This is a genomic window from Haloplanus sp. XH21 (assembly GCF_023276355.1).
Classification (GTDB): domain Archaea; phylum Halobacteriota; class Halobacteria; order Halobacteriales; family Haloferacaceae; genus Haloplanus; species Haloplanus halobius.
Window position 1 is genome coordinate 1,962,427 of sequence record NZ_JALLPL010000001.1, and the last position, 24,616, is coordinate 1,987,042.

Here is a 24,616-nt window from a genome sequence, read left to right on the forward strand (position 1 = left end):
GGGGTCGCTGGCCCTGGTCGGCGTCGTCTTCGTCTACGAACTGCTCGCCGTGTGGCGAGAGCGGACCGAAAAATAGCGCTCGGACGTGACGGACGGCGACCCGTCTCATCCGGATCGCCGTGAGTCATTTCTACACCGATCGCCCGCAGTCGGACGATCGCCGTGGTGTTACAGCAACCCGTCTCAGTCGCCGCCGATCTTCGCCTGGATGTCCTCGACGATGTCGGGGTTCCGAAGCGTCGACGTGTCGCCCAGTTCGGCCTGGTTGGCGATGTCTTCGAGCAGTCGCCGCATGATCTTCCCGGACCGGGTTTTGGGCAGATCGGGCGAGAAGACGACGCGTTCGGGGCGCGCGATCGGGCCGATGGCATCCTCGACCGCCGCGATGATTTGGTCGCGCAGTTCGTCGGTCTCGTCGTAGCCGTCCTCGGTGATGACGTAGGCGTACACAGCCTCGCCTTTCACGTCGTGATCGCCGCCGACGACGGCGGCCTCCGCGACGCCTTCCACGCCGACGATGGCGGATTCGATCTCCATCGTCCCGAGCCGGTGCCCGGAGACGTTGAGCACGTCGTCCACGCGGCCGAGGACGGTGATGTAACCGTCTTCGTCGAGTTTCGCGCCGTCCTCCGGGAAGTACACCCAGTCCTCGGGGTCGGAGCTGTCGGTGTCCGAATACTCCGACCAGTACTCCTCGATGTACCGCTCGTCGTTCTTATAGAGCGTGCGGAGCATCCCGGGCCACGGCTTGTTGACGGTGAGATAGCCGGCGCGGCCGGCCTCGACATCGTCGCCGTTGGTGTCGACGACGGTGGCGTCGACGCCCGGCAGGGGCGGCCCGGCGCTGCCCGGCTTCATCGTGTTGGCGCCGGGCAGCGTCGTGACCATCATGCCGCCGGTTTCGGTCTGCCACCACGTGTCCACGATGGGACACTCCTCGTCGCCGATGTGTTTGTAGTACCACTTCCACGCGCGGGGGTTGATGGGTTCGCCGACCGTCCCGAGCAGACGGAGGCTGGAGAGGTCACACCGGTCGGGGTACTCCGCGCCCCACTTCATGAACGCGCGGATGGCCGTCGGCGCGGTGTAGAGCTGGTTCGCCTCGTACTCCTCGATGATCTGCCAGAGACGGTCGCGTTCGGGATGGTCCGGCGTCCCCTCGTACATCATCGTCGTCGTGCCGAGCGCGAGCGGCCCGTAGACGATGTAGGAGTGGCCGGTGATCCAGCCGATGTCGGCCGAGCAGAAGTAGGTGTCCTCGGGCTTGATGTCGAGGACCGCCTGCGAGGTCCACGCCGTCCACGCGAGGTAGCCGCCGGTGGTGTGTTTGACGCCTTTCGGCTGTCCGGTGGTCCCCGACGTGTACATCAAGAACAGCATGTCCTCGGCGTCGCGCTGGACCGGCTCCACTTCCGCACCCTCGTGTTCTGCGACGAGGTCGGCGTAGGCGTGCTGGTTGTCGGCGAAGTCGTGTCCGAAGCCGTCGCCCTCGCGCAGACGTTCGGCCACGACGACGCCCTCGACGTCGTGGTCGACGCCCGCGAGCCCCTCGTTTGCCTTCGAGAGGTGGTCGAGCGGGTCGCCGCGGCGGTAGTAGCCGTCGCAGGTGACCAGATACTCGGAGTCGGCGGCGTTCATCCGGGTCGCCAGCGCGTCGGCGGAGAACCCGGCGAACACGACGCTGTGTGGCGCGCCGATGCGCGCACACGCGAGCATCGCGATGGGGAGCTCCGGGATCATCGGCATGTACATCGTCACCACGTCGTCCTCGCCGACGCCGAGATCGCGGAGCGCAGCCGCGGCCTCGTTGACCTCGCGGTGGAGTTCCGCGTAGGTGTACGTGCGGTTGTCCTCGGTGACGGGTTCGCCGACCCACTCGATGGCCGCCTCGTCGCCACGCTCCTCCAGGTGGCGGTCGAGACAGTTGGCCGAGGCGTTCAGTTTACCGTCAGTGAACCACTCGTAGAAGGGCGGGTTCGAGTCGTCGAGCACCTGATCGTACTCCTCGTCCCAGTCGAGGAGGTCGGCAGCCCCCTCCCAGCATTCCGGCCAGTTCTCCTCGAACTCGTCGTAGATGTCTGGATCCGAGACGTTCGCCTGCTCGACGAACGCGTCCGAGGGCTCGAATGTCGCCTGTTCCTCGAGACGGGCCTCCAGTTCGATGTCGTCGTCGGACATGCTCACCGGAGATTTTCCGATCGTTCGTGATAAATCTACGCCATGCGCCGGTAGCGTACGGACACTCGTCCGAACGGGATGACGGTGACGTTCGTGAGATGAGTCATGTCGGTGGCGCGTCGTGTCGGAAAATCGCCGCGTTGCGCCGTTTTTGCGGGAACCCGAACCATTCAGAAGGCTTTTGAGCGGGCCGGCGGATATGCACCACACAGCATGCCTGCGGACTTCAATTGGGCGATCGGTGGCGAGGCCGGTGACGGCATCGACTCCACCGGGAAAATCTTCGCCCAGGCGCTCTCGAGGGCCGGTCGGCACGTGTTCACCTCCAAAGACTTCGCGTCGCGCATTCGGGGCGGCTACACGGCGTACAAAGTCCGCACGTCAGTAGACCAGGTACAGAGCGTCGTCGACCGGCTGGACGTGCTCATCGCACTCACCCAGCGGACCATCGACGAGAACCTGAACGAACTCCACGAGGGGAGCGTTATCATCTACGATGGGGACCGAACGACGATGCAGGACGTCGAGATCCCCGAGGACGTGATCGGCCTCGACGTGCCTCTGAAAAGCCTCGCCGAAGACGCCGGCGGGGCCATCATGCGCAACGTCGTCGCCCTCGGCGCCGCGTGTGCCGTCAGCGGCTTTCCCATCGAGAACCTCGACAGCGCGCTGGAGAAACGCTTCGGGGACAAGGGCGAGGCCATCGTCGACAACAACAAGTCGGCGGCGCGGAAGGGCCGCGAGTACGTCGAATCGGAGTTCGACCAGCCCTTCGGCTACGATCTCGAGTGTACCGACGAGAACTACGTCCTCCTGAACGGCGACGAGGCCATCGGTATGGGCGCCATCGCTGCAGGCTGTCGCTTCTACGCGGGCTACCCCATCACCCCCGCGACCAACGTGATGGAGTATCTCACCGGACGGGTCGAGCGCTACGGCGGCCACGTCGTCCAAGCCGAGGACGAACTCGCCGCGATCAACCTCGCGCTCGGCGCCGCCCGGGCGGGCGCCCGGTCGATGACCGCCACCTCCGGTCCCGGGATCGACCTCATGACCGAGACGTTCGGCCTGATCGCGACCAGCGAGACGCCGCTGGTCATCGTCGACGTGATGCGCTCCGGCCCCTCGACCGGGATGCCGACCAAGCAGGAACAGGGCGACCTGAACACCCTGCTCTACGGTGGCCACGGGGAAGTGCCGCGGTTCGTCCTCGCGCCGACGACCATCGCCGACTGTTTCCACAAGACCGTCGAGGCGTTCAACCTCGCCGAGAAATACCAGATCCCGGTGTATCTCACCGCCGACCTCTCGCTCGCAGTCACCGAGCAGACGTACCCACCCGAGGAGTTCGACATGGACGCGGTCGAGATCGAGCGCGGGAAGATCGTCGACGAGGGGACCGTCGGCGAGTGGCAGGACGAGGAAGGACGGTTCAAGCCCCACGCGCTCACCGACGACGGCATCAGCCCGCGCTCCCTGCCGGGGACTGAGGGCGGCGTTCACATGTCGACGGGGCTCGAACACGACGAACTCGGTCGCCGGACCGAGGATCGGGAGATGCGCGTCCAGCAGGTTGACAAACGCTCCCGGAAAGTCGAGACGGCCCGGGAGCGCGAGGCGTTCGAACCCCGGGAGTTCGGCGATCCCGACGCCGAGACGCTCGTGCTCTCGTGGGGGTCGAACGAGGGGGCGCTGATCGAAGCCGAGCGGTTCCTCGACGACGAGGGGATCGACGCGCGATATCTCTCGGTGCCGTATCTCTTCCCCCGCCCCGATCTGACGGAGGCGGTCGAAGCCGCCGAGACCGTCATCGTCGTCGAATGCAACGCGACGGGGCAGTTCGCCGACATCGTCGAACACGACACGCTGACGCGCGTCACCCGGATCAACAAGTACGACGGCGTCCGCTTCAAGGCGGACGAACTCGCCGAGCGCATCGCCGCAGTCCTGACGGACGACACGGAGGAAGCCACTGCATGAGTTCCAACGTTCGATTCACCGACTTCAAATCCGACGCACAGCCGACCTGGTGTCCGGGCTGTGGCGACTTCGGCACCATGAACGGGATGATGAAAGCCTTAGCCGAGACCGGCAACAGCCCCGACGACACCTTCGTCGTCGCCGGCATCGGCTGTTCCGGCAAGATCGGGACGTACATGCGGTCGTACGCCATCCACGGCGTCCACGGCCGCGCGCTCCCGGTCGGCGCCGGCGTCAAACTCGCCAACCCCGACATCGAGGTGATGGTCGCGGGCGGCGACGGCGACGGCTACTCCATCGGCGCGGGCCATTTCATCCACGCCGTCCGCCGCAACGTCGACATGACCTACGTGGTCATGGACAACCGCATCTACGGACTGACGAAGGGCCAGGCCTCGCCGACCAGCCGCGAGGACTTCGAAACGTCGACGACGCCGGAAGGCCCCCAGCAACCGCCGGTCAATCCCCTGGCGCTCGCCCTCGCCGCGAGCGGCACCTTCATCGCCCAGTCGTTCTCGACGGACGCCCAGCGCCACGCCGACATCGTCAAGCAGGCCGTCGAACACGACGGCTTCGGCTTCGTCAACGTGTTCAGTCCCTGCGTGACGTTCAACGACGTCGACACGTACGACTACTTCCGCGATCAGATCGTCGACCTCGAGGAGACGGAGCACGACCCGACCGACTACGACGACGCCCGGTCGCGCATCCTCGACCGGGACGCGGAGTACCAGGGCGTCCTCTACCGCAACGATGACTCGGTGCCCTACGGCGAGAGCCACGGCGTCGCCGCCGACATGACCGACATCCCGAACGGCGCCCCCGACGACGCGATGGATCTCGTCCGCGAGTTCTACTGATACGGATTATTGGAACTGGTTACCGGTGGTCGCTGGGACGGTCCAGCGACCCACCGGTACTGACTGACAATAAACCGTATGAATCGGCGCCGCCGCCCCGACAAACGGAACGACTCAAGTCCCAGAGCGAAATACCTCCACTCGATGTCCACGCTGTCTCGCTTCGGCACCTCGGTAACCGACATCGTCAGCGATCTTCGGCGCGACGGCTCCGGCTGGGTCCTGCTGTTCGTCTCGCTCGGCTGGTTTCTCTCGCTCGGCGTGCGCATCGTCTACCCGGCCCTCCTGCCGCAGGTGACCGCGGAGTTCGGTGTCAGCCACGCCACCACCGGCCTGTTCATCGGCGTCCTCTGGACGACGTACGCGCTCTTTCAGTTCCCGGGCGGCGCGCTGGCCGACGCAGTGGGCGAACGAGTCGTCCTCAGCGGGAGCGTCCTGTTCACCATCCTCGGGGTCGGCGCGCTCGCGCTCTCGACGACCCTCCCGCTGTTCGTGCTGGCGACGATTCTGCTCGGCTTCAGCACCGGCCTCTACGGAACCACCCGCATCACCGTGCTCTCGGCGGTGTACGACCGGATGGAGACGACCGCGATCAGCGTGAGCCAGGCGTCCGGCAACGTCGGTAACGTCGTCCTCCCCGCGACCGCTGGGTTCGTCAGCGTCTATCTGGGCTGGCGCGGTGGCTTCGGCGTTCTCGTGCCGCTCTTGCTCCTGTCGGCCGCGGGACTCTGGCTGTTCGTCCCGCGTCGGGCCGCGACGGCCACGGCGGAGGCGTCGTTCACGCAGACGATGTCGAAGGTCGCGGCGGCGATCAGAAGTCCCCGCGTGCTCGCGGTCACCCTCCTCCTGTCGCTCAACATGTTCCTCTACCAGAGCGTGACGGGGTTTCTCCCGACGTATCTCACTGATGTCAAGGGCCTGGCTCCGAGCACGGCGGCGTCGCTGTTCAGCCTCTTTTTCGCGACGGCCATCGGCATCCAGTTCCTGTCCGGCGCGGTGGCCGACCGCTTCGGCAACCGGGTCGCGATCACCGCGTTCCTCGGCCTCAGCGTTCCTGCGTTCGTCCTGCTGACCGTCGCCGAGACGTTTCTCGCGCTGGTCGGCGTCATCGTACTCCTGAGCTGTATGCTGGGCGGGATGCCCGCGGCGAACGCCGCGGGCGTCAGTGCGCTCCCCGAGGAGATTCAGGGCAGCGGGTTCGGCCTCCTCCGGACGGGTTACATCGCGTTCGGTGCGATCGGGCCGCTCGTGGTCGGACAGCTCGCCGACTACGGGCGGTTCGACGGCGCCTTTCTGTTGCTCGGCGGCGTCGCCCTCGCGATGAGCGCCTGGGGCGCCGTGTTTCAGCGGTTCGGCGAAGGGCCGTCGGACCAGTAGCTCCGTCCCCGTTCAGCAAGACTGAATACGCTCACCCGGTATCGACGTATATGTCCGACCGTTTCGACGTGATTGTCGCCGGCGCGGGGCCCGCCGGGGCCCAGTGCGCCCGCGACCTCGCTCAGCGGGGGTACGATGTCGTCGTCCTCGAAGCCGAGCAGGAGGACGGCTTCCCCCGCCAGAGCAACAAGTCGACCGCCGGGACGTTTCCTTCGATGATGGCCTCGTTCGGCGTTCCGGACGAAGTCGTGATGAACTACACCGACGACGTGGTGCTGGAGTCGCCCAACGACCACTACGTCCAGCACCAGCCCGGTGCCGTCCTCGATTTCGCGTCGTTCAAGCGCTGGCTGGTGCAGAAGGGCCGCGAGGAGGGCGCGACCTACCGGTTCGACGCCCGAGTGAACGGCCCGATCATGGAGGACGGCGTGATCGCCGGCGTCCGGTACGCGGGCGACGAGGAAGCGTACGCCGACATCGTCGTCGACGCGACGGGGCCCGCGGCACCGCTCGCGAAGGCACTGGACGTGAGCGACCTGCAGCGCAAACACCAGGCCATCGGCATCGAGTGGGAGATGGAGGGCGTCGACATCGATCACCCGCAGTACGCCGACCTCACCAACACGATGATGCTCCGCCTGGATCATGAGTTCGCCCCTGGCGGCTACTCGTGGGTCTTCCACACCGGCGGCGACACCGCGAAGGTCGGTCTCTGTTACATCCAGAACGACAACCACGACCGGTACGGCCGTGACGACACGAGCATCGACGACTATCTCGAACACTGGCTCGACACCGACCCGCGCTTTGCCGACGCCGAGCGCATCTCGGACAAGCAGCAGCACCGCGGCTCCGCCCACATCCAGATGCCGGATAAGCTCTACACGGACAGCTTCATGGCCATCGGCGACGCTGTGCCGACCGTCGATCCGCTGTGGGGCGAGGGGATCCACAAGGGGATGAAATCGGGGCGGATGGCCGCCATCACCGCCGACCGCTGTTTCACGAACGAGGTGCCCGACACCTCGGCCGAAGCGATATCGGTGTACAGCAAACTCTGGCACAGCGAAGTGGCCCCGCGGATGCGAGAACGCCTCCTGATGACGGAACTGCTCTACCTCGCGCCGAACGAACGGTACGATACGCTGATGGACGACCTCCGTGCGGCCGACAGCGACCTGCTGGCGAAAGCCAACGCCGGGAACGTCCGCGCGATGCTCAGTCTGCTCCACCTCCGCGACATCCCCCTGCTCGGCAAGTTCGCGAAAGAGCGCCTGACGGAGTAGCGGCACGTACCCACGCTTCCCCAACGCCTTTCGGCGTCTCGGCCCTTCAATTGGATATGTCTCAGTCCCCGAACGAACCGCCGATGCTCGGTCTCGGAACGTGGCAGAACACCGATCCGGAAGCGTGTGCCAACGCAGTGGCGACCGCCCTCGAACTGGGCTATCGCCACATCGACACCGCACAGGCCTACGACAACGAAGAACACGTCGGCGACGGCCTCGCGCAGGCGGACATCCCCCGCGACGACATCTTTCTCGCGACGAAGGTGTGGATCGATCAGCTCGCGCCCGACGACGTGCTGTCGTCGACCGAGGAGAGCCTCGACGAACTCGGCGTCGACTACGTCGACCTGCTCTACGTCCACTGGCCGGCCGGCGACTACGACGCCGCGGAGACGCTCGCCGCGTTCGAGCGACTCCGCGACGAGGGGAAAATCGACCACATCGGAATCAGCAACTTCGAACCCGATCAGGTGACCGAGGCCATCGAGGTGACCGACGCCCCCATCTTCGCGAACCAGATCGAATGCCACCCCTTCCTCCCGCAGACCGAACTCCGCGACCACTGCGCCGCCAACGACATCGAAGTCGTGGCGTACTCCCCGCTGGCCCGGGGCGAAGTGTTCGACTCACCGGAGATTCAGGCGGTCGCGGAGAAACACGACGCCAGCGAGGCCCAGGTGTCGCTCGCGTGGCTTCGCGAGAAGGGCGTGACGGCCATTCCGAAAGCCACGAGCGAGACCCACATCCGCGACAACTGGGCGTCGCGTTCGGTCGAACTCGATGCCGACGACGTGGCGCGGATCGACGCCATCGACGAGCGAAAACGCCTCGTCGACCCCGACTTCGCGCCCTGGTGATCACGGGCGGTCGACGGTCTCGGCGTCGGCGTCGTCCGCGTCATCGACGGTCGCAGCGATCCGGACCCCGGCCAACGAGACGACGATGGCGGAGACGACGAAAAGCGCGAGGCGTTCGGTCGGCGGGATCGGCACGCCGAACAGTTGCAGGTGGGTGAGGACGCCCTCGCGCTCGAGGAAGTAGCCCGCGAAGCCGCGGACGACGAGACCGAGGGCGACGACGCCGAACGGGAGGTTCAGATACGGCCGCGGCACCCGATCCGCGTCGATGAGTTCGTCGAGGAGGCGCCCGGCGCTCGCGGTGAGCGCCGCCAGCGCCAGCCACGGGATGCTGCTGTAGAAAAACTGCATGATCGGGACGAGGCTGACGCCGCTGACGCTGTCGTCGACGGGGGAGACGGCGAGCACCCCGAGGAACCCCCCGACGAGCGTGAGGCCGCCCGCGACGGCGTAAGTGACGACCGACACCTGCCCCGAGTAGAGGGCCTCACGGGTCCGGTCGGGCAGGCGAGCGAGGTAGTCGTCGATGGCGAGGCCCTTGTACAACACCGCAGCACCGAGCAGCGAGGCGAGGCCCGCGAGCGCGACGCCGACGGAGAACCGCACGAGCAACACCGGCAGGAGGAGCAGGCCGACGCCGAGCGGAACCAGCACGGTCGAGCGGAGTTGCTCGTCGGCCAGGAACTGCTTCAGGAGGTAGTACGTGGACTCGATGTCGCGGGCCTGTCGGACGACGACCCGGTCGACCGAGTCGACGGGGAGGCGACTCTCGACGATGGGGAGGAGTCGTTCGTCGTCGGCGCTGTCCGTGACGACGATGGCGGAGTCGGGGTCGTGGCGGTCGAGCAGCGTATCGATCTGGGCCGCGACGGAGCGGTCGGCACCGACGGCGGAGTTACCCGCGCCGGAGACGACGGCGACCATGGCGTCCTCGCCGTCGCTACGGAGGTCCCGCGTGACGCGCAGCGATTCGAGCAGGCAGTTGACCGTCGAATCCTCGGGGTCCGCGAGGCCGACCTCCGTCACCAGCGACCGCACCGCATCCCACCCGTCGACTGGCATCGACACGCCGACGGTCCGGCCGATGTCGTCGGCACGGTCGACACACAGGACGAGCGTGGTCACGGTTCCGAGAACTACCTATGGGGATAAATATCTCTCGCCAGTCATGCGGTCGTCTGTAACCGGCTCGGGGTGTTCGTCACCCAATAGCGAATCGCTGCTGACTGCCAAAACGCGATATAGACCGGTTCAGAACCGGAGACGGAAGCCCTGCTCGTCGGCGACGACGCTCGCGACGCCCGCGCCAAAGGCGTAGACGGCGGCCGTCACACCACCCCGGAGGCGATCGGCCAGTCCGCGCTCGGGCGCGAACTCGCGGACGGACACCTCGGTGTCGAGCAGGTCCGCGACGTGGTCCTCCACGGCCGCCCTGTCGCCGAGTTCGTCGACCAGTCCCCGTTCGGCAGCATCCTCGCCGAGGTAGACGCGGGCCTCGGTGTCGCGGATCGCCTCGGGATCCATCTCCCGGCCCTCGGCCACGCGGTCGACGAAGTCGTCGTAGAAGCCGTCGACGATGCCCTGCAGGTACTCCCGTTCGTCTTCGGAGAGTTCCTTCAGCGGCATCCCGGCGTCCTTGTACTTGCCGGCGGCGAAGCGCTCGTAGGAGACCCCGAGGTCGTCGGCCAACTCGGAGACATTCACCTGCGAGCCGATGACGCCGATGCTGCCGACGACCGTCGGCCGTCGCGCCCAGAGTTCGTCACAGCCGCTGGCGATCCAGTAGCCGCCGCTGGCGCAGATGTCGGTCGCGTACGCGATGGTCGGCCCGTCGAACGCCGCCGCCGCGCGGCGGATGTCGTCGCTCGGGACGACCTCCCCGCCGGGCGTGTCGAGTTTCACCAGGAGGGCGTCGACGGCGTCGTCCTCGTCTGCGCACTCGATCTGCTCGACGATTTCGTCGGCCGTGGCGCCGATGACTCCGCCCGGGAGCGGACCGGGCTTTCCGCCGTCTCGCGTGATCGGCCCCTTGACGGCCACCTCGGCGGTGTTGTAGTCGGGAAACACCGAGTCGGCGATCCGGGTCGCGGCACGGGTGCCGACCAGTACGACGCCGACGGTCAACAGCACGCCGAGCAGTTCCGCGAACGATCCGGGAACGACCACGAAGACCACGATGCCGAGGAGGGCCGCGACGAACCCGCCCAGGCCGACGATCACGAGTCGACCGATGTCGTCGCCGTCACTCACACAGTCTCACCATACGCGATGTGGGGACCGGCGCGGTATAAATACTGTCGGCTGTGCGGTCGGGGCACTCCCGGAGTCGGGACTGTCGACGTAACGAGCCGGAGAAAAACCGCGTCAGCAGCGTCGCCGAACTACAGAAGCCCCGTTTTCTGGAGCTTCATCAGGTCCTCGGTGTCGAGGGTTTCGCCTTCCTTGAACTTCTGGTAGATCTCCTCGGCCTCCTCCTTGGCGGCCTCGCGCTCGGCTTCGCGCTCGTCCTGCTGCTCCTCTTCCTCTTCCTTGTCGAGTTCGCGCAGGCGCTTCTGGACGCGGACGAAGTCCTCGTGGTGGCGGTCGGCCGCTTCCTGGGCCTCGACGAAGAGTTCGTGCATCTCGTCGGCCTTGTCACGGATCTCGTCGGCCTCGCGGTAGGCCTCGATCATCTGGTTGTGGTGTTCTTGGGCCTTGTCCGCGAGTTCCGTCACCTTCTGGTGGTGCTGGGACGCTTCGGAGCGGACCTCTTCGGCCTCCTCGACGAGGTCTTCGAGTTCGCTCGCGTCGTCGAGTTTGTCCTTGCGCTGCTGGTACTCCTCGCGTTTCTCCTCGATCTTCTCGATGAGTTCGCGTTCGTCCTCGGCGCTCAGGACTTCGGTCTGCTGTCGAAATTCGAGCTCCTCGATTTCCTCTTCGAGTTCTTCCAGATCCTTGCCGTCCCCGAGCTCGAGGTCCTGTTTCAGCTCTTCTACCTGATCGAAGAGTTCGTTGGCCTCGGCGTTGAGCTCGTTACGACTCTCTTTGTGTTCCTGGACCTTCTCATTGAGTTCGTCCCGCTTTTCGCGGTGTTCCTGGGCCTCGTCGACCTTCTCGCGCGTCTTGGCGTTCAGGTCGTCGCGCTTCGAGGCGCGCTCCGACGCCATCTGGTTGAGTTCGTTGCGTCGGTCCCGGAGCTGTCCGGCGAGTTTGATGAGCTGTCCCTTCGAGTCGTTTTCGAGCTGCTCGTCCGTGAGTTCGACGTTGTCCGCTTCGTTGAGGGGTGCGACGTCGAATTCGTTGAGTACTTCTTCAGTTGTTACCATTGTTGAAACCTCGATACCACCGCTCCGGCGAGACTGGTGACTAATCGGCGCGCGACCAACCGTGGATAAGAATTCCCGATCATTCTGCGTGCGATGCCACCAAAACGCCGGAGGCGTGTTGGTACTAAATTGTACAGCCGACATATGTATAAACCCTTCGGTGGTCGAAACCCTGCAAAACGGTGGCACAGCCCCGGGTACAGCCGTGTTAACGGTTGACACGAGGTGCGGGAATACATATAAAACAACGCCGGGGACGCTCCAGTTTCACTTTCACCGCGGGGTTGGCTCGGCTTCTTGGTAGCTCATCCAACATGATTGGATATGCTCGAAAACCTCACCAGCACGTGCGAGGCGGCCGGCTGTGATCGACCCCTCGACGACAGCGCCCTGATGCTGACGCTGCGGACCGAGGCCGGCGAGCGGCGGGCCTACGAGTGCGCCTGTGGCGCGGTGACCGTGACGGTCGTGCGGGACTGATACGGTTTATTGTAAGTCAGTACCGGTGGGTCGCTGGACCGTCTCCGCGAACCACCGGTAAATAGTTACAATAATCCGTATGATACAGCCGACAGTATGAACCGGCACCGCTTTGAGTGAAGACCGGCGATCCGAGGCCATGCGAGAGGTCGTCCACGCCCACGGTCACGAACACGTCGCTGCGACCCACGAGAGCACGTTCGAAGTGACGACCGACGACTGGTTGACGCCCGCCGGCGACTGCATCGTCGGCATCGACGCCGACCGGGCACCGGCCGACTTCGACGACGACTTCGTCGCCGCCTGCCGCGATCCGGGATCGACCATCACGCTGACCCTCGAGGCCGACGGCACGGTCGAACGCGTCCAGGCCCGCGGCCACCCCGACCTCACCTTCGAGAGCGACCGGAGCGCCGTCGTGCGGACGAGCACGTACGCCGACGACCGCACCGTCGCCGTCGGCGCCGACGCCGCTGCGGCTGATCTGGACCGCGACCTGATCGCCGCCCTCGAAGCCGGCGCCGATCTCACGCTCACGCTGACCGTCGAGTGACGCCGCGTTTTTGCTCTCGGACGCCAACGATCAGCCATGCCCGAGGAACCAGCCGAGAACGTCAGCGGCGGCACCGACGGCGGCGGCGTCGACACTCAGTTCCCGACCGGTGATCCCGAAACGCGGGCCGAAGCCGTCGTCGACGCACTGGGCGACATGTACTGGCAGAAGGCCTACGGCGGCCGCGACGCCTTCCCCTGTCTCGTCCGCACGGTGCTGAGTCAGAACACGAGCGACGTGGCCAGCCAACCGGCGTTCGACGCCCTGCTCCAGCGCTACGACGGCCCCGACACCGACCTCGCCGTGACGCTGGTGAACGCCGACCGCGAGCGACTCGCCGAAACCATCCAACCGGCCGGCCTCCACAAGCAGAAATCCCGCGTCATCAGCGAGGCTGCCGAGGAAGTCGTCGCCGAGTTCGGCGACAGCGAGGCGTTCGACCGCTTCGTCCGGAAGGGCGACCCGGCCGCAGTGCGCGATCGACTCCTCTCGATCCGTGGCGTCGGCCCCAAGACTGCGGACTGCGTCCTCCTCTTTGCCGGCGGGCGCGGCGGCGTTTTCCCCGTCGATACACACGTCCACCGCGTCGCTCGCCGGATGGGCCTGGCGCCGCCGGACGCCGACCACGAGGCCGTTCGCGAGGCGCTCGAAGAATCCGTACCGACCGAGAAATGCGGATTCGGGCACACCGCAATGATCCAGTTCGGGCGCGACTACTGTTCGGCGCGAAAGCCAGCGTGTCTCGACGGTCCGGAGGCGTGCCCGCTCGCGGACCTGTGTGACCGGGTCGGCGTCTCACCCGAAACGGGCGACGTCGTCGACCCCGCGGACGCTACTTGAACCGGAACGTTTCGAGGTTCTTCGGGGCGAACGTCCGCATGTTGTAGTCGTGATAGAGCGCCGAGGAGAGGTCCTGCACGGAGCGCTCGTCGCCGTGGACACAGAGCACTTTCTCGGGGCGCGGATTCATCGTCTTGACGAAGTTCTCGAGGCCCTGCCGGTCGGCGTGGCCGGAGAAGCCGTCGACGGTTTCGACGCCCATGTTGAGCGAGAGCGTGTTGCCGCGCCCGCGCCCGGAGCGCCCGCGGTCGTTCATCGGAATCTCGTCCCAGCCGTTCTGGATGCGGCGGCCGAGGGTTCCCTGGGCCTGGTAGCCGACGAACACGAGCGTCGAGTCCGGATCCGGACCGAGATGGCGGAGCCAGGACATGATCGGGCCGCCGGTGACCATCCCCGACGTCGAGAGGATGATGGCCGAGTCGCCGTCGGCGACTTCCTGGCGTTCGTCCTCGCCGGCGTCGATGTGGTTGAACTCCTCGGCGAGGAAGGGGTTCTCGTCCTCGTGGAAGATGCGGTCCCGGAGGTCGTCGCGGAGATACTCGGGGTAGGTGGTGTGAATCGCCGTCGCCTCCCAGATCATCCCGTCGAGGTGGACGGGCATCCGCGGGATCTTGCCGCTCCGCATCGCTTCCTCGAGGACGAGCATGATCTCCTGGGATCGCCCGACTGCGAACGCCGGAATGACGATTTTCCCGTCCTGTTCGTAGGTGTCGTTGATGATCTCCAGGAGGTTGCGCTCGGAGTCCGCCTGGTCGGTCTGATAGTCGTTGCGCCCGCCGTAGGTGGATTCGAGGACGAGCGTCTCGACCCGCGGGAAGTCGTTGACGGCGCCGTTGAACAGGCGCGTGTCCTCGTAGTGGATGTCACCCGAGAACGCCACGTTGTAGAGGCCGTCGCCGATGTGGAAGTGAGAGACGGCGGAGCCGAGGATGTGACCGGCGTTGTGGAAGGTGAGTTTCACGTCCGGCGCGATGTCGGTCACGTCGCCGTATTCGAGCGGGACGGTGTGTTTGATCGCCTCGCGCACCATCTCGCTCTCGTAGGGCGGCGTGCGGCCTTCCTTCGAGGCCACGTCGAGGTAGTCGAGGGTGAGCAGCCCCATCAGATCACGGGTGGGTTCCGTACAGTAGATGGGACCGTCGTAGCCGTACTTGAACAGTAGCGGGATGAGCGCGGAGTGGTCGAGGTGAGCGTGCGTGAGCACGACGGCGTCGATGGAGTTCAGCGGGGCGGCCTCGGGCACCTGCAGGTAGGGCACCTCGCCCTCGGCACCGGGTTTGTCGCCGCAGTCGATCAGGATGCGCGTCTCGGCGGTCGAGAGAATGAAACTCGCGCGGCCGACCTCGCGACAGCAGCCCAGGGTGGTGATACGCACCCACTGGTCGTCGGCCATCTCCTCGCGGTGAATCTGACGACCGACACGTTCGAGGATATCCCGGCGTTCCTCGCGCTCCTGTTTCAGGAAGTTGCGGACGTTCGAGACGGTGGAGGACTCGATGGGCGGCGTCCGGACCACCTCGGGCGTCCACCCGATGGCCTGCGTGATTTCGCGGAGGGTCGAGCCGTGCCGGCCGATCACCATGCCCGGCTTCTCGGCCTCGATGACGACCTCGCCGGTGTCGGCGTGGAAATCCAGGTCGGTAACGCCCGCGTCCTCCGGAATGACATCCTGAATCCGTTCACGGGCCTCCTCGATGTCCATCAGTACGTCGGGGTCCGGGCGCACGGTGATGCGCTTGCGAAGCTTGCTCGCCAGCGACCGTATCAGGTCACCGTCGCTCGCGAACTCCTTCGGATCGCGCGTGTACACGACCAGTTCGGGGCCCTCGTATTTCACGTCGGACACCGATATACCGGGCGGTAGTTCCTCTTCGATCTCTGCTTCCAGGTCCTCGAGTTGCTTATCTACGGAGCTCATATGTTCCGGGTGAGAGCCCTCCGTCTTGCCGTCGGCGCTCGATCCCAGTCAGGGGCGACGGGAGACACCGACTGCCGACGGTCGGTGGCCGTGCCGCGGTCGTGACGTGAGAGCGCATAATGTACGGGTACGGGAGGTGCTCGGCTGCGGGAAGAGACAGCGAAAACCCGCTTGCGTCATTCTATCACCCCAACGTTATAAAAGCCTTCGCAAAACCGAAGGCGAGAGCGACCCGACGACCGCTATGGAACTCACACCGTCGGTGGTCGCGGCCGAACGCGAGTGGGTGAACGAGCGAGCGCCCACGGTCGTCCCCCTGATCAACGAGACGCGAGCGCGCCTCGGCGACTGTTTCGATGTCGACGTGGACGACGTGTCCCGAGACGCCTACCGCGACGAGGTGCGCGCCGTCTTCGCGGACGGCGACCGCGCGGTCAACGTCGCCGGCTACGTGGGCTTGCTCCGCGACCTCGACGTCGCGGGCGACTACCCCGGCTTCGTCGTCGACGAAGTGCTCGGCCGGGAACTCGCCGCGACCGTCGCTGGCGGGCAACCGCTCGCGCTCCTCGCCCAGGCCACCTTCCATTTCGCCGACGTGACGACCCACACCGACGGCGGCGCGGGCGCGGACGACCTGGACGCCGCGCTGGCCGCCGGATTCCAGACCCGGCTCCCGGGATGGGAGTGGACGGAGGGCGAAAGCCCGTTCGCGGTCGACCCGTAGCGCCCACAGTTAACTGCCGGCGGTTCGACGTTCGCGTGTGCAACCGAAGACCGTCCTCATCACGGGGAGTTCGTCCGGTATCGGCCACGCGACGGCCACGGCCTTTCTCGACGAGGGGTGGGAGGTCTACGCCACCGCCCGCAACCCCGCCGACGTGGAGACGCTCGGAGAACAGGGCTGTTCCATCGCCACCCTCGACGTGACCGAGGACGACGACGTGGAACGGGTCGTCGACCGGGTGATGGACGAACAGGGACGGATCGACTGCCTGGTCAACAACGCCGGCTACGCGCAGTTCGGCCCGACCGAAGACATCCCCGTCGACGCCGTCCAGCAGCAGTTCGACGTGAACGTCTACGGCCCGCACCGGCTGACCCGCGCGGTGCTCCCCCACATGCGCCGGCGGCGCGACGGCACCATCGTCAACGTCTCCAGCGTGGCCGGGCGGGTCTCCTTCCCCGGCGGCGGGACGTACTGCGGATCGAAGTTCGCGCTCGAAGCCATGACCGACGCGCTCCGAGCGGAAGTCGACGAGTACGGCATCGACGCCGTCCTGATCGAACCCGGGCCGGTCGAGACGGGATTCAGCGAACGCGCCGAGCGCGAACTCGAGGGAATCGAGCGATCGGGGGCCTACGACGCGTTCTACGACGTGTTCGAGGACACCCAGGCCATCGGCGGCGGGGGACTCGGCGCGGTGTCGCCCGAGCGCGTCGCCGACGACATCCTCAACGCCGCGAGCGCGACGAAACCGGCGAGTCGAGTCCCGGTCGGTCCCGTCGCCCGCGCGGCCGTCCTCGGACGGTTCGTCCCCGATGCCCTGCGCGATCGGGCGTTCTCGCTGCTGGAGCGGTTACGCTAAACACGCCGCGACCACGCGGAGGGCGTCCTCGCCGCGCACCTCGTCGGCCAGCAACGGGACGCGTTTCACGTCGCGGCCGCGGAACAGGTCGGTGGCGCGCCGGAGCGCGGTCTGTTGGACCTCCCACCGGCGCTGACAGAACTCGCAGTCGTCCAAGTTCGGCGCTACGACCCATTCGGGGTCGATGTCGGCCACGTCCGCCGGGTCCTCCATCACGCGGTTGACGACGACCGTGTTGACCGGAATCGAGAACTCGTGGAGGCGGTCGACGAGACGCTCGGATTCGACGACGCTCATCTCCTCGGGCACCATCACGACACGGAAATCGGTTCGAGACGGATCCTGCAACACCGCTCGCAGGCGTTCGATGCGGTCCCGGAGTTCGTCCAAGTCGGGGGGCTCCTCGCCCTCGTCGCCCGCCCCGAACATCCCCTTGACGCCGTCCATCATCCCGGAGAACTTCTCGCGCATGGAGAGCAGTCGCCCGACCATCGAGTCGAGCATCTCGGGGAGTTCGAGCAGGCGGAGCGTATGCCCCGTCGGCGCCGTGTCGACGACGACTCGGTCGAACCGGGGGTCGTCCAGATAGTCGAGCAACTGTCGCATCGCGGCCGCCTCGTCGGCGCCCGGCATCGACCCGCCCATCAGCGGATCCATCCCCTCCTCGCCGAGGGCGTCCCCGAGTCCACCCAGGCCGCCGAGCGGTGCGTCGCCCTCGCCCGTGCCTGCACCCAGCATCCCCTCTTCCATCGCTGCCTCGGGATCGATTTCGGCCGCCCACAGGGGGGTGTCCTCGCGAATCCGGGTCGGCGTCGCCGGGATGTCCGTCTCGAGGGTGTCCGAGAGGGAGTGTGCGGGGTCAGTCGAGACGACGAGCGTCGCGGTCCCGTCCGCGGCCGAGGAGAGTCCCGTCGCGGCCGCCATCGTCGTCTTGCCGACGCCGCCCTTGCCGCCGTAGAGAACGTATTCGGGCGCGTCGACCCCCGCCGGCAGGTCCGTGGACGCCTGCACGTCGACGCGTTCCGGGCCGTCGCCCTCCGTGTCGTCGCCGTTCTCGTCGACCTCGTCGACCGGTTCGACGTCGATATCGCTCATACCGGTGGCGAGAGGGTCCGGACACCTGTACCCGTCGGTCCGGGGAAGACACTTCACCCGGGCGTGTGATGCACCGTGCATGCGAAGCAGTCCCTCCAGTCGGCCGCTACGCGCCGCGGTCGCCCTCGTCGTCTGTGTCGGCATCGCCGGCTGTTTCGGCGGGGGAGCGCCGGCGAGTCCTACCCCGACCGCCAACACGGACTGTCCGCCCGCGCTGACGGTCTACGAACTCGACGAGGAGCCGGCCGATCTCGATTCGGCAGTCGCCTACGAGAACCTCACCGCCGCCCAGCAGCGGACGTTCCACCGCGCGCGAAACGGGAGCGTCGAGGACTTCGCGTCCGCGTGGGACGACATCGACGTCGTCGCCTACGAGGAGACGTACTACCGGGCGAGCATCGTCGTCTGTTAGAACTCGTAGTCGGCCAACCGGTTGGCCGCCGCCTCGACTCGCGGCGTGACGAGCGCGAAGCGCACCCACTCGTCGTGCGTGCCGAATGTGTCACCCGGCATGCAAGCGACGCCCGCCTCGTCGACGAGGCGCTCGACGTTCGACAGCGTCCCGGGGAAGCCCTCGAACCGGGCGAAGACGTAGAACCCCCCCTCGGGACGGATGTACTCCGCGCCCGCGTCGTCGAGGGCGTCGGTGAAGGTGTCGACGCGCTCCCGCAACAGGTCGCGCGAAGCCTCGTAGTACGCCGGTCCCGTCTCGCGGAGTGCCCGGAGGACGGCGACCTGTGACGGCCGCGCGCCGGTGACGTTGACGAGCATGTGACGCGTGCGGGCGGCCTCGGTCAGTTCCGGCGGGAAGATGCCGTAGCCCACTCGGAGCCCGGTCACCGCCATCGACTTCGAGAAGGAGTTGGTGACGATGCGGTTCGGCGTCTCGAGCGATAGCGCGCTCTCGAACCGCCCGGTGAAGTCGTAGTGGTCGTACACCTCATCGGAGATGAGGACGGCGTCGTGGTCGGCTGCGAGGTCGCCCATCGCGGCCATCGTCTCGCCGTCGTACACCGCACCGGTCGGGTTGTTCGGCGAGTTGATCAGGATGGCCGCCGTGTCGTCGCTCGCCGCCTCGCGCATCGCCGCCACGTCGAGATGGCCGTCGTCGGCGACGGGGACGAGGCGCACGTCGGCGCCGAGCATCGCCGCCTTCCCCGGATAGTACGGATAGACCGGATCGGTGAGCAGGATCTCGTTCCCGGCGTCGCGTTCGAGCGCCCCGGCCATCGCCAGGTAGTTCGCCTCGCCCGCGCCGTTCGTGACGATGACGCGGTCGACGTCGACGCCGCGCCGGGCTGCGATCTCCTCGCGAAGTTCGCGCAATCCGTCGCTCGGTGGGTACTGGAACTCGTCCGGGCCGACATCGGCGTAGTCCCGGAGGCCGTCGCGGAGGGCTTCCGGTGGTTCCCAGTCCGGGCCACCGCTCACCAGGTCGATGACATCGCGGTCGGCGGCGGCCGCATACTGCATGACGTGGAAGAAAAGCGGCGTCTCGTAGTCCATGTCGGTGCTGTGGACGGCCGCCAAATCCCTCTTTCGCTCCGCGCCGGAAGCGTGGGACCTTTTTAGGGCAGTGGGGCAACGTACCGCGCATGGAGCGGATCCGACATCCCCCCGACCCGTGGGAGCGCACGCGACGCGACATGAGGTGGCGACGGTGAACGTCGCCGTCCGCGGCGGTGATGGCGTGGAATCGGACATCGGCGTCGCCGGAGCGACGCTCGTCGACGAGCGTGACGCCGACGCCGTCGTCGTTGTCGGCGCAGACGCCCTCCGGTCGGTGGCCACGGACCCGCCCACGCCCCCGATTCTCCCCATAACGGCGGAGGGCGGTCGCCATCTGGTCGAGCGAGCGGCGCTCGTCGGTGCGCTCGCGGCCGTCGGCGCCGGCGATGGTCACGTCGAGCCCCATCCCATCCTCGGGGTTCGCCGCGACGGGACGACCGTCACGCGCGCGCTTCAAGACGTGACGCTCATGACCGTCGCTCCCGGGAGTATCTCCGAATACGCCGTCGACGCGGGGAAACGGTCGCTGGAATCGGTCCGCGCCGACGGCATCGTCGTCGCCACGCCGCTGGGAAGCGACGGCTACGCCGCCGCCGCCGGCGGGCCGGTCATCGAAGCCGACACCGGCGTCTCGGTCGTCCCGGTCGCACCCTTCATCACCCGGCCCGCGGTGCGCGTCGCGGATCCGGAGGCCGGCCTCACTCTCTCGGTTGAACGGGAAGGTGATGTCGCGCTGTTCGTCGACGGCGTTCGCCACGGAACCGTCGCGGTCGACACCGACCTCCGGATCGACCGCGTCGACACCGTCGACGTGGTGGCTCCCCAACAAAGAACGGAAACCTTCTAATGAGTTAGCGGCCCACGTCAACGTATGCAACCGCTACAGTTCGTCGTCCCGGTCGGCGCCCTCGACGCGCTCGAACCGTACATCGCGCACGTGGTGCTGGCGCTGGTGTTGGTGAACATGTTCACACGGATTCGGGGCCACGCCGTCCACGAGCGACAGGCCGAGGCGGACGACACGGAACTGAGTCGGTACACGCCGCATTCGGTGACGACCATCGTACTCGTACTCGCGTCGTTCACGTTTCTCCTCGTCGAACCGCACGGCGGGATGGTGATGTCGGTGCTCGTCGTCGGCCTGTTCCTGGCCGACTTCTTCGAGTTCGAATCCCGGAAGGTCGAGGCCCGCAACGAGATGACGTTCGAGCGGCCGAAAAGCGCCGTGGCGGCGTCGCTGCTCGCCTTGCTGTACGCCGGCTACCAGAGTCTGTTCGTCTTCATCCAGCCCGTCTGGAGCGCCATCGTCTAGCCGCGAACGGCTGCGTTCTATCTTTTGGCTCGCGCCGATCGAGAAGTGGCGTCGCCGCGCGGAGCGTACCGGAGCCATGGGCTCACGGCGGTCGAGACTGAGAGAGAGAGAGAGAACTCGACGGGAGTCTCGGGCCGTTACGCGTTGCGGTTCTCTAGCGCACCGCGAGCCTCGCGGATCGCGGGCAACACGACCCAGAACGCGAGGGGGCCGAGGAGGGTGAACCAGAACAAAGCGTCCATCATCCCGACGGCCATGAGGTTGAACAGGTCCATGCTCGCGGGGTTCGGGGAGACCGGACTCACGAGCTGTCGGGTGCTCTCGAACCCGGGCGTCCGATACCAGCCAGCGAGTATGAGCCACCCGAGGCCCGCACCGGTGAAGATGCCGAGCCCTTTGATGAATTCGTCAGCCATTGTCTGGGGATTCGTCGGCGTCCTCTTGAGGGTTTCCCATTCCGCGAGCGCGGAACCGAGTCCCGAGGATGTAGACGCCGGCGCCGAAACAGATGGCGGCGAGACCGGCGACGGCGAGGACGGCGCTCAACACGGTGGCCGGCGGCGACACGCCGACGGCTTCGAGCACCGAGAGAACGAAACGACGCAGGAGACTGAGTCGGATCGTCGCGGCATCGAGAAGGACGAACCCGACGACGACCCCGAGGATGGCGAGCAGCGTCGAGAAGACGGTGACGGTCTTGTAGAGACGCATCGGCACGACGACGTCACGTCCGCGGTGCGTCTCGGTCGACCGCACAGCCTGGTCGCCAGGACTGTCTGCATCGTCGCCGTCGGCCGTCTGCCGCGTCGAATCGTCGTCGGAAGCGTCCATCAGCCGGCGTTACTTCGGCGGCCGAAGCCGGTAGTATCGCCGGTTGAGGTCGTACATGTACCCTTCGCGCATCGTCTTCAGCACGGCGTAGGTGACGAACGCGGCCACGACGGGCAGGAGGAACGTCAGGTCGAAGAGGAGGTCGACGTTCATCGGCATCAGGTTCTTGACCGCCAGCAGGCTGATGGTGAACGCGAAGACGACGCCGCCGACGCCGACGGCGGACCAGAACGGCTGTTCGACCGGACGGCGCGCCGACCCCTTGTTCAGGAAGGGGACGATAGCGATGGCGCCCACGACGACGATGTTCGCGAGCACGCCGTAGGTGCGGTCGGCCGTGAGTTTACTCCCGCCGAGGATGGCGAGTTCGGGGTTCAGCGGGCCGAGTTTCAGCAGGCCGAACGACCAGTAGAGATACCAGTCGGGGAGGATGATCGCCGGCGTCGAACTCGGATTCGCCGGAGCGCCGATGTGCGGCGGCATCGTCGCCGAGAGGAAGAAGATCATCCCGGTGAAGAAGGCCGCGATGGAGAGGTTGCGAACCGTCTCGTGGGGCCACGTCGGGAACGCGAGCACGTCGCGTTCGACGTAATCGGATTCAGACCGGAGGTCTTGGTCCTCGCGGCGGGCCCGCTCGAAGTACTCGTAGGTGAGCCGGGAGAGACCGGTCGTTCGCTCTTTGCGTTCGCGCCAGGTCGGCGTCTCGTCGTCCGGGGCGACGATGCCGGGACCGCCGCCGTCGGTGCGCGCCTCGTCCGTAGTGGTGTCGTTCTCGCTCATGATTAGTGTGGTTCCGCGATGCCCTGCACCCAGACGATACCGATGTGGATGGCGATGAGCGTCGTCACGACGAAGGGGAGCAGGAAGACGTGGATGATGTACATGCGCTGGAGTGTCGACTGGCTGAGCGTGAAGCCGCCGAACAGGAGTTGGGCGACCCACTCACCGGCGAGCGGGATCGAGAGCGACATCTCGACGCCGATCTGTCCGGCCCAGAACGCCAGCTGGTCCCACGGGAGCAGGTAGCCCGTGTAGCCGAACACCATCGTCAGGCTGATCAGGATGATGCCGAGCAGCCAGTTGAGTTCGCGGGGTTCCTTGTACGCGCCCGTGAAGTACACGCGGAGCATGTGGAGGAACACGGCGGCGACCATCACCTGCGCCGACCAGCGGTGGATCGAGCGCAGCATGTAGCCGAACTGGAGTTCCGTCATGATGAACGTGATGGAGTTGTAAGCCGTGCTGGGATCGCCGGTCTGTGCCGGGGCGTAGTAGAACCCGAGCAACGCCCCGCTGACCGCCGCGACGACGTACGCGAGCGTCGAGAACGATCCCAGCGCGTACAGCGGATACCAGTACCAGAACTTGTTGTCGAGGTCGTACTGTTCGGTGTGACTCTTCGGCATCTGGAGGTTGACCTTGTAGTACAGGTTCTCCAGCAGCTCCAGGTAGTCGACGATGCGGAGCCGCTTGTCCATCCAGATGAGGGCCATCAGGAAGGTGGACTCGACGGGCGTCAGGTCCTGTCGTTCCATCCAGCCCTCGTGGTCCATCTCGTCTTTCTTTTCCAGACTCATGGGTTATCGCTTGTAGTATGGGTAAACCGCGCGTTTGACGGCGTCCCACGCGCCGTCGCCGATGGTCTCGCCGTCGGCATCTTCCTCACGGACGTAGAGGTCCTCCCACTTGCGACGGCGCTTCTTGACGATGACGACGTCGGGCAGGAACTCCTTGCGGTACAGCGCGAGGATGAAGCCGAGATCGACGAAGATCACGGCCAGAATGGCGCCGAGATACATGTTCCCGATTTCGGTGAGGCCCCAACCGCTCACGAGGCCGTAGGCGAACATGAACACGAACGCCACCTCGATGACCGTCAGGAGGACGATGGCGATCGCCGCTGCCGTGCTTTCGCGGGCCGGTTCGTATCGGTGAATGTCGCCGTAGGTGCTGCCACTCGATGACATGTTACTCTCCCCTCCCGGTTCCGGTGTGTGGTGACTCGCCGTATTTCAGGACGTAGAACGTGAACACGAGCGAGACGATGATGCCGAGGATGGTCGCGGCACCGACCCAGTGGGCCTGGATCGGGACGCCGAGTTCGTGGAGGTCGACCTCGCCTCCGCCGCCTCCGCCTCCGCTCCCGCCACCGCCGCCGCCGCCGGAGTCGGGGATCGCCCCGACGACGACGACGCCTTTCATGCCCATGGCCTGGTGGGGTGAGCAGTAGTACTTGGTGACGCCCTCTTCTTCGAAGGTTTGCTCGACGGTGAAGCCCGCTTCGCCCGTGAGGTCGCTCTCGAAGTCGCCGCCGTCGTCGACGACGTTGTGCTGACCGCCCTCGCCGGTCCACTCCCAGACGACGGTCGTTCCGGGATCGACCTGGACGGCCGGCGGGTCGAACGCGAACGCCCCGCCGTTGCCCTCGGCGCCGACCATCACCGTCACCTCGTCCTGGCCGGTCGCGTCGGTCACCTCGCTGTAGTTCCCCACGTCGCTCATCCATCCGTCGAACGACGGCTGGGCCGCGGCTGGCGTCGCCGTGGCAGCGGCCGTTCCGACGGCGGCGGACCCACCGGCAACTCTCAGGAAGTCCCGCCTCTTCATACGGTCGAATCTGAGGAAGGAATGCGCTTAAACCCACCG

The 24,616-nt window shown here is 66.4% G+C and carries 26 protein-coding genes; 13 read left to right on the plus strand and 13 right to left on the minus strand.

Annotation, left to right across the window (positions count from 1 at the left end; all coding sequences use genetic code 11):
- Positions 1-183 precede the first annotated feature (183 nt).
- Positions 184-2,178, minus strand: coding sequence for an acetate--CoA ligase (acs, locus tag MXB53_RS10225; RefSeq protein ID WP_248897283.1), 1,995 nt, complete (start codon positions 2,176-2,178; stop codon positions 184-186).
- A gap of 213 nt (positions 2,179-2,391) precedes the next feature.
- Between acs and MXB53_RS10230 the strand changes: the two genes are divergently transcribed.
- The 5 genes from MXB53_RS10230 to MXB53_RS10250 all read left to right on the plus strand — a co-directional run bounded on the left by MXB53_RS10230 (position 2,392) and on the right by MXB53_RS10250 (position 8,541).
- Positions 2,392-4,158, plus strand: a complete 1,767-nt coding sequence (locus MXB53_RS10230; protein ID WP_248897284.1) for a 2-oxoacid:acceptor oxidoreductase subunit alpha — start codon at positions 2,392-2,394, stop codon at positions 4,156-4,158.
- On the plus strand, positions 4,155-5,018 hold the full coding sequence (locus MXB53_RS10235) for a 2-oxoacid:ferredoxin oxidoreductase subunit beta (protein WP_248897286.1): 864 nt from the start codon (positions 4,155-4,157) through the stop codon (positions 5,016-5,018). The genes MXB53_RS10230 and MXB53_RS10235 overlap by 4 nt, the downstream gene beginning before the upstream one ends.
- Positions 5,019-5,162: 144 nt before the next feature.
- Entirely contained in the window at positions 5,163-6,395 is a 1,233-nt protein-coding gene (locus tag MXB53_RS10240; protein ID WP_248897288.1) for an MFS transporter, read from the plus strand.
- Positions 6,396-6,445: 50 nt separating this feature from the next.
- A complete protein-coding gene (locus tag MXB53_RS10245; protein WP_248897290.1) occupies positions 6,446-7,681 on the plus strand; it encodes a digeranylgeranylglycerophospholipid reductase in 1,236 nt (411 codons plus the stop codon).
- Between the two features lie 56 nt (positions 7,682-7,737).
- Positions 7,738-8,541, plus strand: a complete 804-nt coding sequence (locus tag MXB53_RS10250) for an aldo/keto reductase (protein ID WP_248897291.1) — start codon at positions 7,738-7,740, stop codon at positions 8,539-8,541.
- Here the strand turns inward: MXB53_RS10250 and MXB53_RS10255 are convergent, their stop codons facing one another.
- The 3 genes from MXB53_RS10255 to MXB53_RS10265 all read right to left on the minus strand — a co-directional run bounded on the left by MXB53_RS10255 (position 8,542) and on the right by MXB53_RS10265 (position 11,846).
- Positions 8,542-9,666, minus strand: a complete 1,125-nt coding sequence (locus tag MXB53_RS10255) for a DUF373 family protein (protein ID WP_248897293.1) — start codon at positions 9,664-9,666, stop codon at positions 8,542-8,544.
- 126 nt (positions 9,667-9,792) lie between these two features.
- Positions 9,793-10,791, minus strand: coding sequence for a signal peptide peptidase SppA (sppA, locus tag MXB53_RS10260; RefSeq protein ID WP_248897295.1), 999 nt, complete (start codon positions 10,789-10,791; stop codon positions 9,793-9,795).
- A 131-nt stretch (positions 10,792-10,922) separates the two neighbouring features.
- Positions 10,923-11,846, minus strand: coding sequence for a coiled-coil protein (locus MXB53_RS10265; RefSeq protein ID WP_248897297.1), 924 nt, complete (start codon positions 11,844-11,846; stop codon positions 10,923-10,925).
- Positions 11,847-12,170: 324 nt separating this feature from the next.
- Here MXB53_RS10265 and MXB53_RS10270 point away from each other — a divergent pair, with 324 nt between their 5' ends.
- From MXB53_RS10270 to MXB53_RS10280, 3 genes are all read left to right on the plus strand, one after another.
- Positions 12,171-12,326 carry a hypothetical protein gene (locus MXB53_RS10270; RefSeq protein WP_248897299.1) on the plus strand — a complete coding sequence of 52 codons (156 nt, stop codon included), beginning with the start codon at positions 12,171-12,173 and terminating at the stop codon, positions 12,324-12,326.
- Positions 12,327-12,465: 139 nt separating this feature from the next.
- The gene (locus MXB53_RS10275; protein WP_248897300.1) at positions 12,466-12,879 is read left to right on the plus strand and encodes a DUF371 domain-containing protein; all 414 of its coding nucleotides are present in this window, start codon (positions 12,466-12,468) and stop codon (positions 12,877-12,879) included.
- 36 nt (positions 12,880-12,915) lie between these two features.
- Positions 12,916-13,719: an endonuclease III domain-containing protein gene (locus MXB53_RS10280; protein ID WP_248897302.1), complete on the plus strand. Its 804-nt coding sequence runs from the start codon at positions 12,916-12,918 to the stop codon at positions 13,717-13,719.
- Here the strand turns inward: MXB53_RS10280 and MXB53_RS10285 are convergent.
- Positions 13,712-15,637 (minus strand): beta-CASP ribonuclease aCPSF1, encoded by a 1,926-nt coding sequence (locus tag MXB53_RS10285; protein ID WP_248897304.1) that lies wholly within the window; start codon positions 15,635-15,637, stop codon positions 13,712-13,714. The genes MXB53_RS10280 and MXB53_RS10285 overlap by 8 nt on opposite strands.
- A gap of 244 nt (positions 15,638-15,881) precedes the next feature.
- On the opposite strand from MXB53_RS10285, the gene MXB53_RS10290 reads away from it, so the two are divergent.
- Complete coding sequence (locus MXB53_RS10290; RefSeq protein WP_248897306.1) at positions 15,882-16,361, plus strand: DUF7984 family protein; 480 nt, start codon at positions 15,882-15,884, stop codon at positions 16,359-16,361.
- Positions 16,362-16,398: 37 nt separating this feature from the next.
- Entirely contained in the window at positions 16,399-17,223 is an 825-nt protein-coding gene (locus MXB53_RS10295; RefSeq protein ID WP_248897308.1) for an SDR family oxidoreductase, read from the plus strand.
- Here the strand turns inward: MXB53_RS10295 and MXB53_RS10300 are convergent.
- Positions 17,215-18,318: an ArsA family ATPase gene (locus MXB53_RS10300; protein WP_248897310.1), complete on the minus strand. Its 1,104-nt coding sequence runs from the start codon at positions 18,316-18,318 to the stop codon at positions 17,215-17,217. The genes MXB53_RS10295 and MXB53_RS10300 overlap by 9 nt on opposite strands.
- Before the next feature lie 79 nt (positions 18,319-18,397).
- Here MXB53_RS10300 and MXB53_RS10305 point away from each other — a divergent pair, with 79 nt between their 5' ends.
- A complete protein-coding gene (locus tag MXB53_RS10305; protein ID WP_248897311.1) occupies positions 18,398-18,730 on the plus strand; it encodes a DUF7979 domain-containing protein in 333 nt (110 codons plus the stop codon).
- Here the strand turns inward: MXB53_RS10305 and MXB53_RS10310 are convergent.
- Positions 18,727-19,824, minus strand: a complete 1,098-nt coding sequence (locus MXB53_RS10310; protein ID WP_248897313.1) for a pyridoxal phosphate-dependent aminotransferase — start codon at positions 19,822-19,824, stop codon at positions 18,727-18,729. The genes MXB53_RS10305 and MXB53_RS10310 overlap by 4 nt on opposite strands.
- A gap of 118 nt (positions 19,825-19,942) precedes the next feature.
- On the opposite strand from MXB53_RS10310, the gene MXB53_RS10315 reads away from it, so the two are divergent.
- Both MXB53_RS10315 and MXB53_RS10320 read left to right on the plus strand, forming a co-directional pair.
- Positions 19,943-20,674, plus strand: a complete 732-nt coding sequence (locus tag MXB53_RS10315; protein ID WP_248897315.1) for an NAD(+)/NADH kinase — start codon at positions 19,943-19,945, stop codon at positions 20,672-20,674.
- Positions 20,675-20,698: 24 nt separating this feature from the next.
- On the plus strand, positions 20,699-21,139 hold the full coding sequence (locus MXB53_RS10320; protein ID WP_248897317.1) for a DUF7313 family protein: 441 nt from the start codon (positions 20,699-20,701) through the stop codon (positions 21,137-21,139).
- 137 nt (positions 21,140-21,276) lie between these two features.
- Here the strand turns inward: MXB53_RS10320 and MXB53_RS10325 are convergent, their stop codons facing one another.
- The 6 genes from MXB53_RS10325 to MXB53_RS10350 are packed head-to-tail and all read right to left on the minus strand — an operon-like array spanning position 21,277 to position 24,577.
- Positions 21,277-21,555, minus strand: a complete 279-nt coding sequence (locus tag MXB53_RS10325) for a DUF7314 family protein (protein ID WP_248897319.1) — start codon at positions 21,553-21,555, stop codon at positions 21,277-21,279.
- Positions 21,548-21,970, minus strand: a complete 423-nt coding sequence (locus tag MXB53_RS10330) for a DUF7315 family membrane protein (protein WP_248897321.1) — start codon at positions 21,968-21,970, stop codon at positions 21,548-21,550. Before MXB53_RS10330 ends, MXB53_RS10325 begins: the two co-directional genes overlap by 8 nt.
- 9 nt (positions 21,971-21,979) lie before the next feature.
- Entirely contained in the window at positions 21,980-22,750 is a 771-nt protein-coding gene (locus MXB53_RS10335; protein ID WP_248897322.1) for a cytochrome b family protein, read from the minus strand.
- Positions 22,751-22,752: 2 nt separating this feature from the next.
- Positions 22,753-23,547 (minus strand): cytochrome b, encoded by a 795-nt coding sequence (locus MXB53_RS10340; protein ID WP_248897324.1) that lies wholly within the window; start codon positions 23,545-23,547, stop codon positions 22,753-22,755.
- A gap of 3 nt (positions 23,548-23,550) precedes the next feature.
- Positions 23,551-23,937, minus strand: coding sequence for a DUF7318 family protein (locus MXB53_RS10345; RefSeq protein WP_248897326.1), 387 nt, complete (start codon positions 23,935-23,937; stop codon positions 23,551-23,553).
- 1 nt (position 23,938) lies between these two features.
- Entirely contained in the window at positions 23,939-24,577 is a 639-nt protein-coding gene (locus tag MXB53_RS10350; RefSeq protein WP_248897328.1) for a halocyanin domain-containing protein, read from the minus strand.
- Positions 24,578-24,616: the final 39 nt, after the last annotated feature.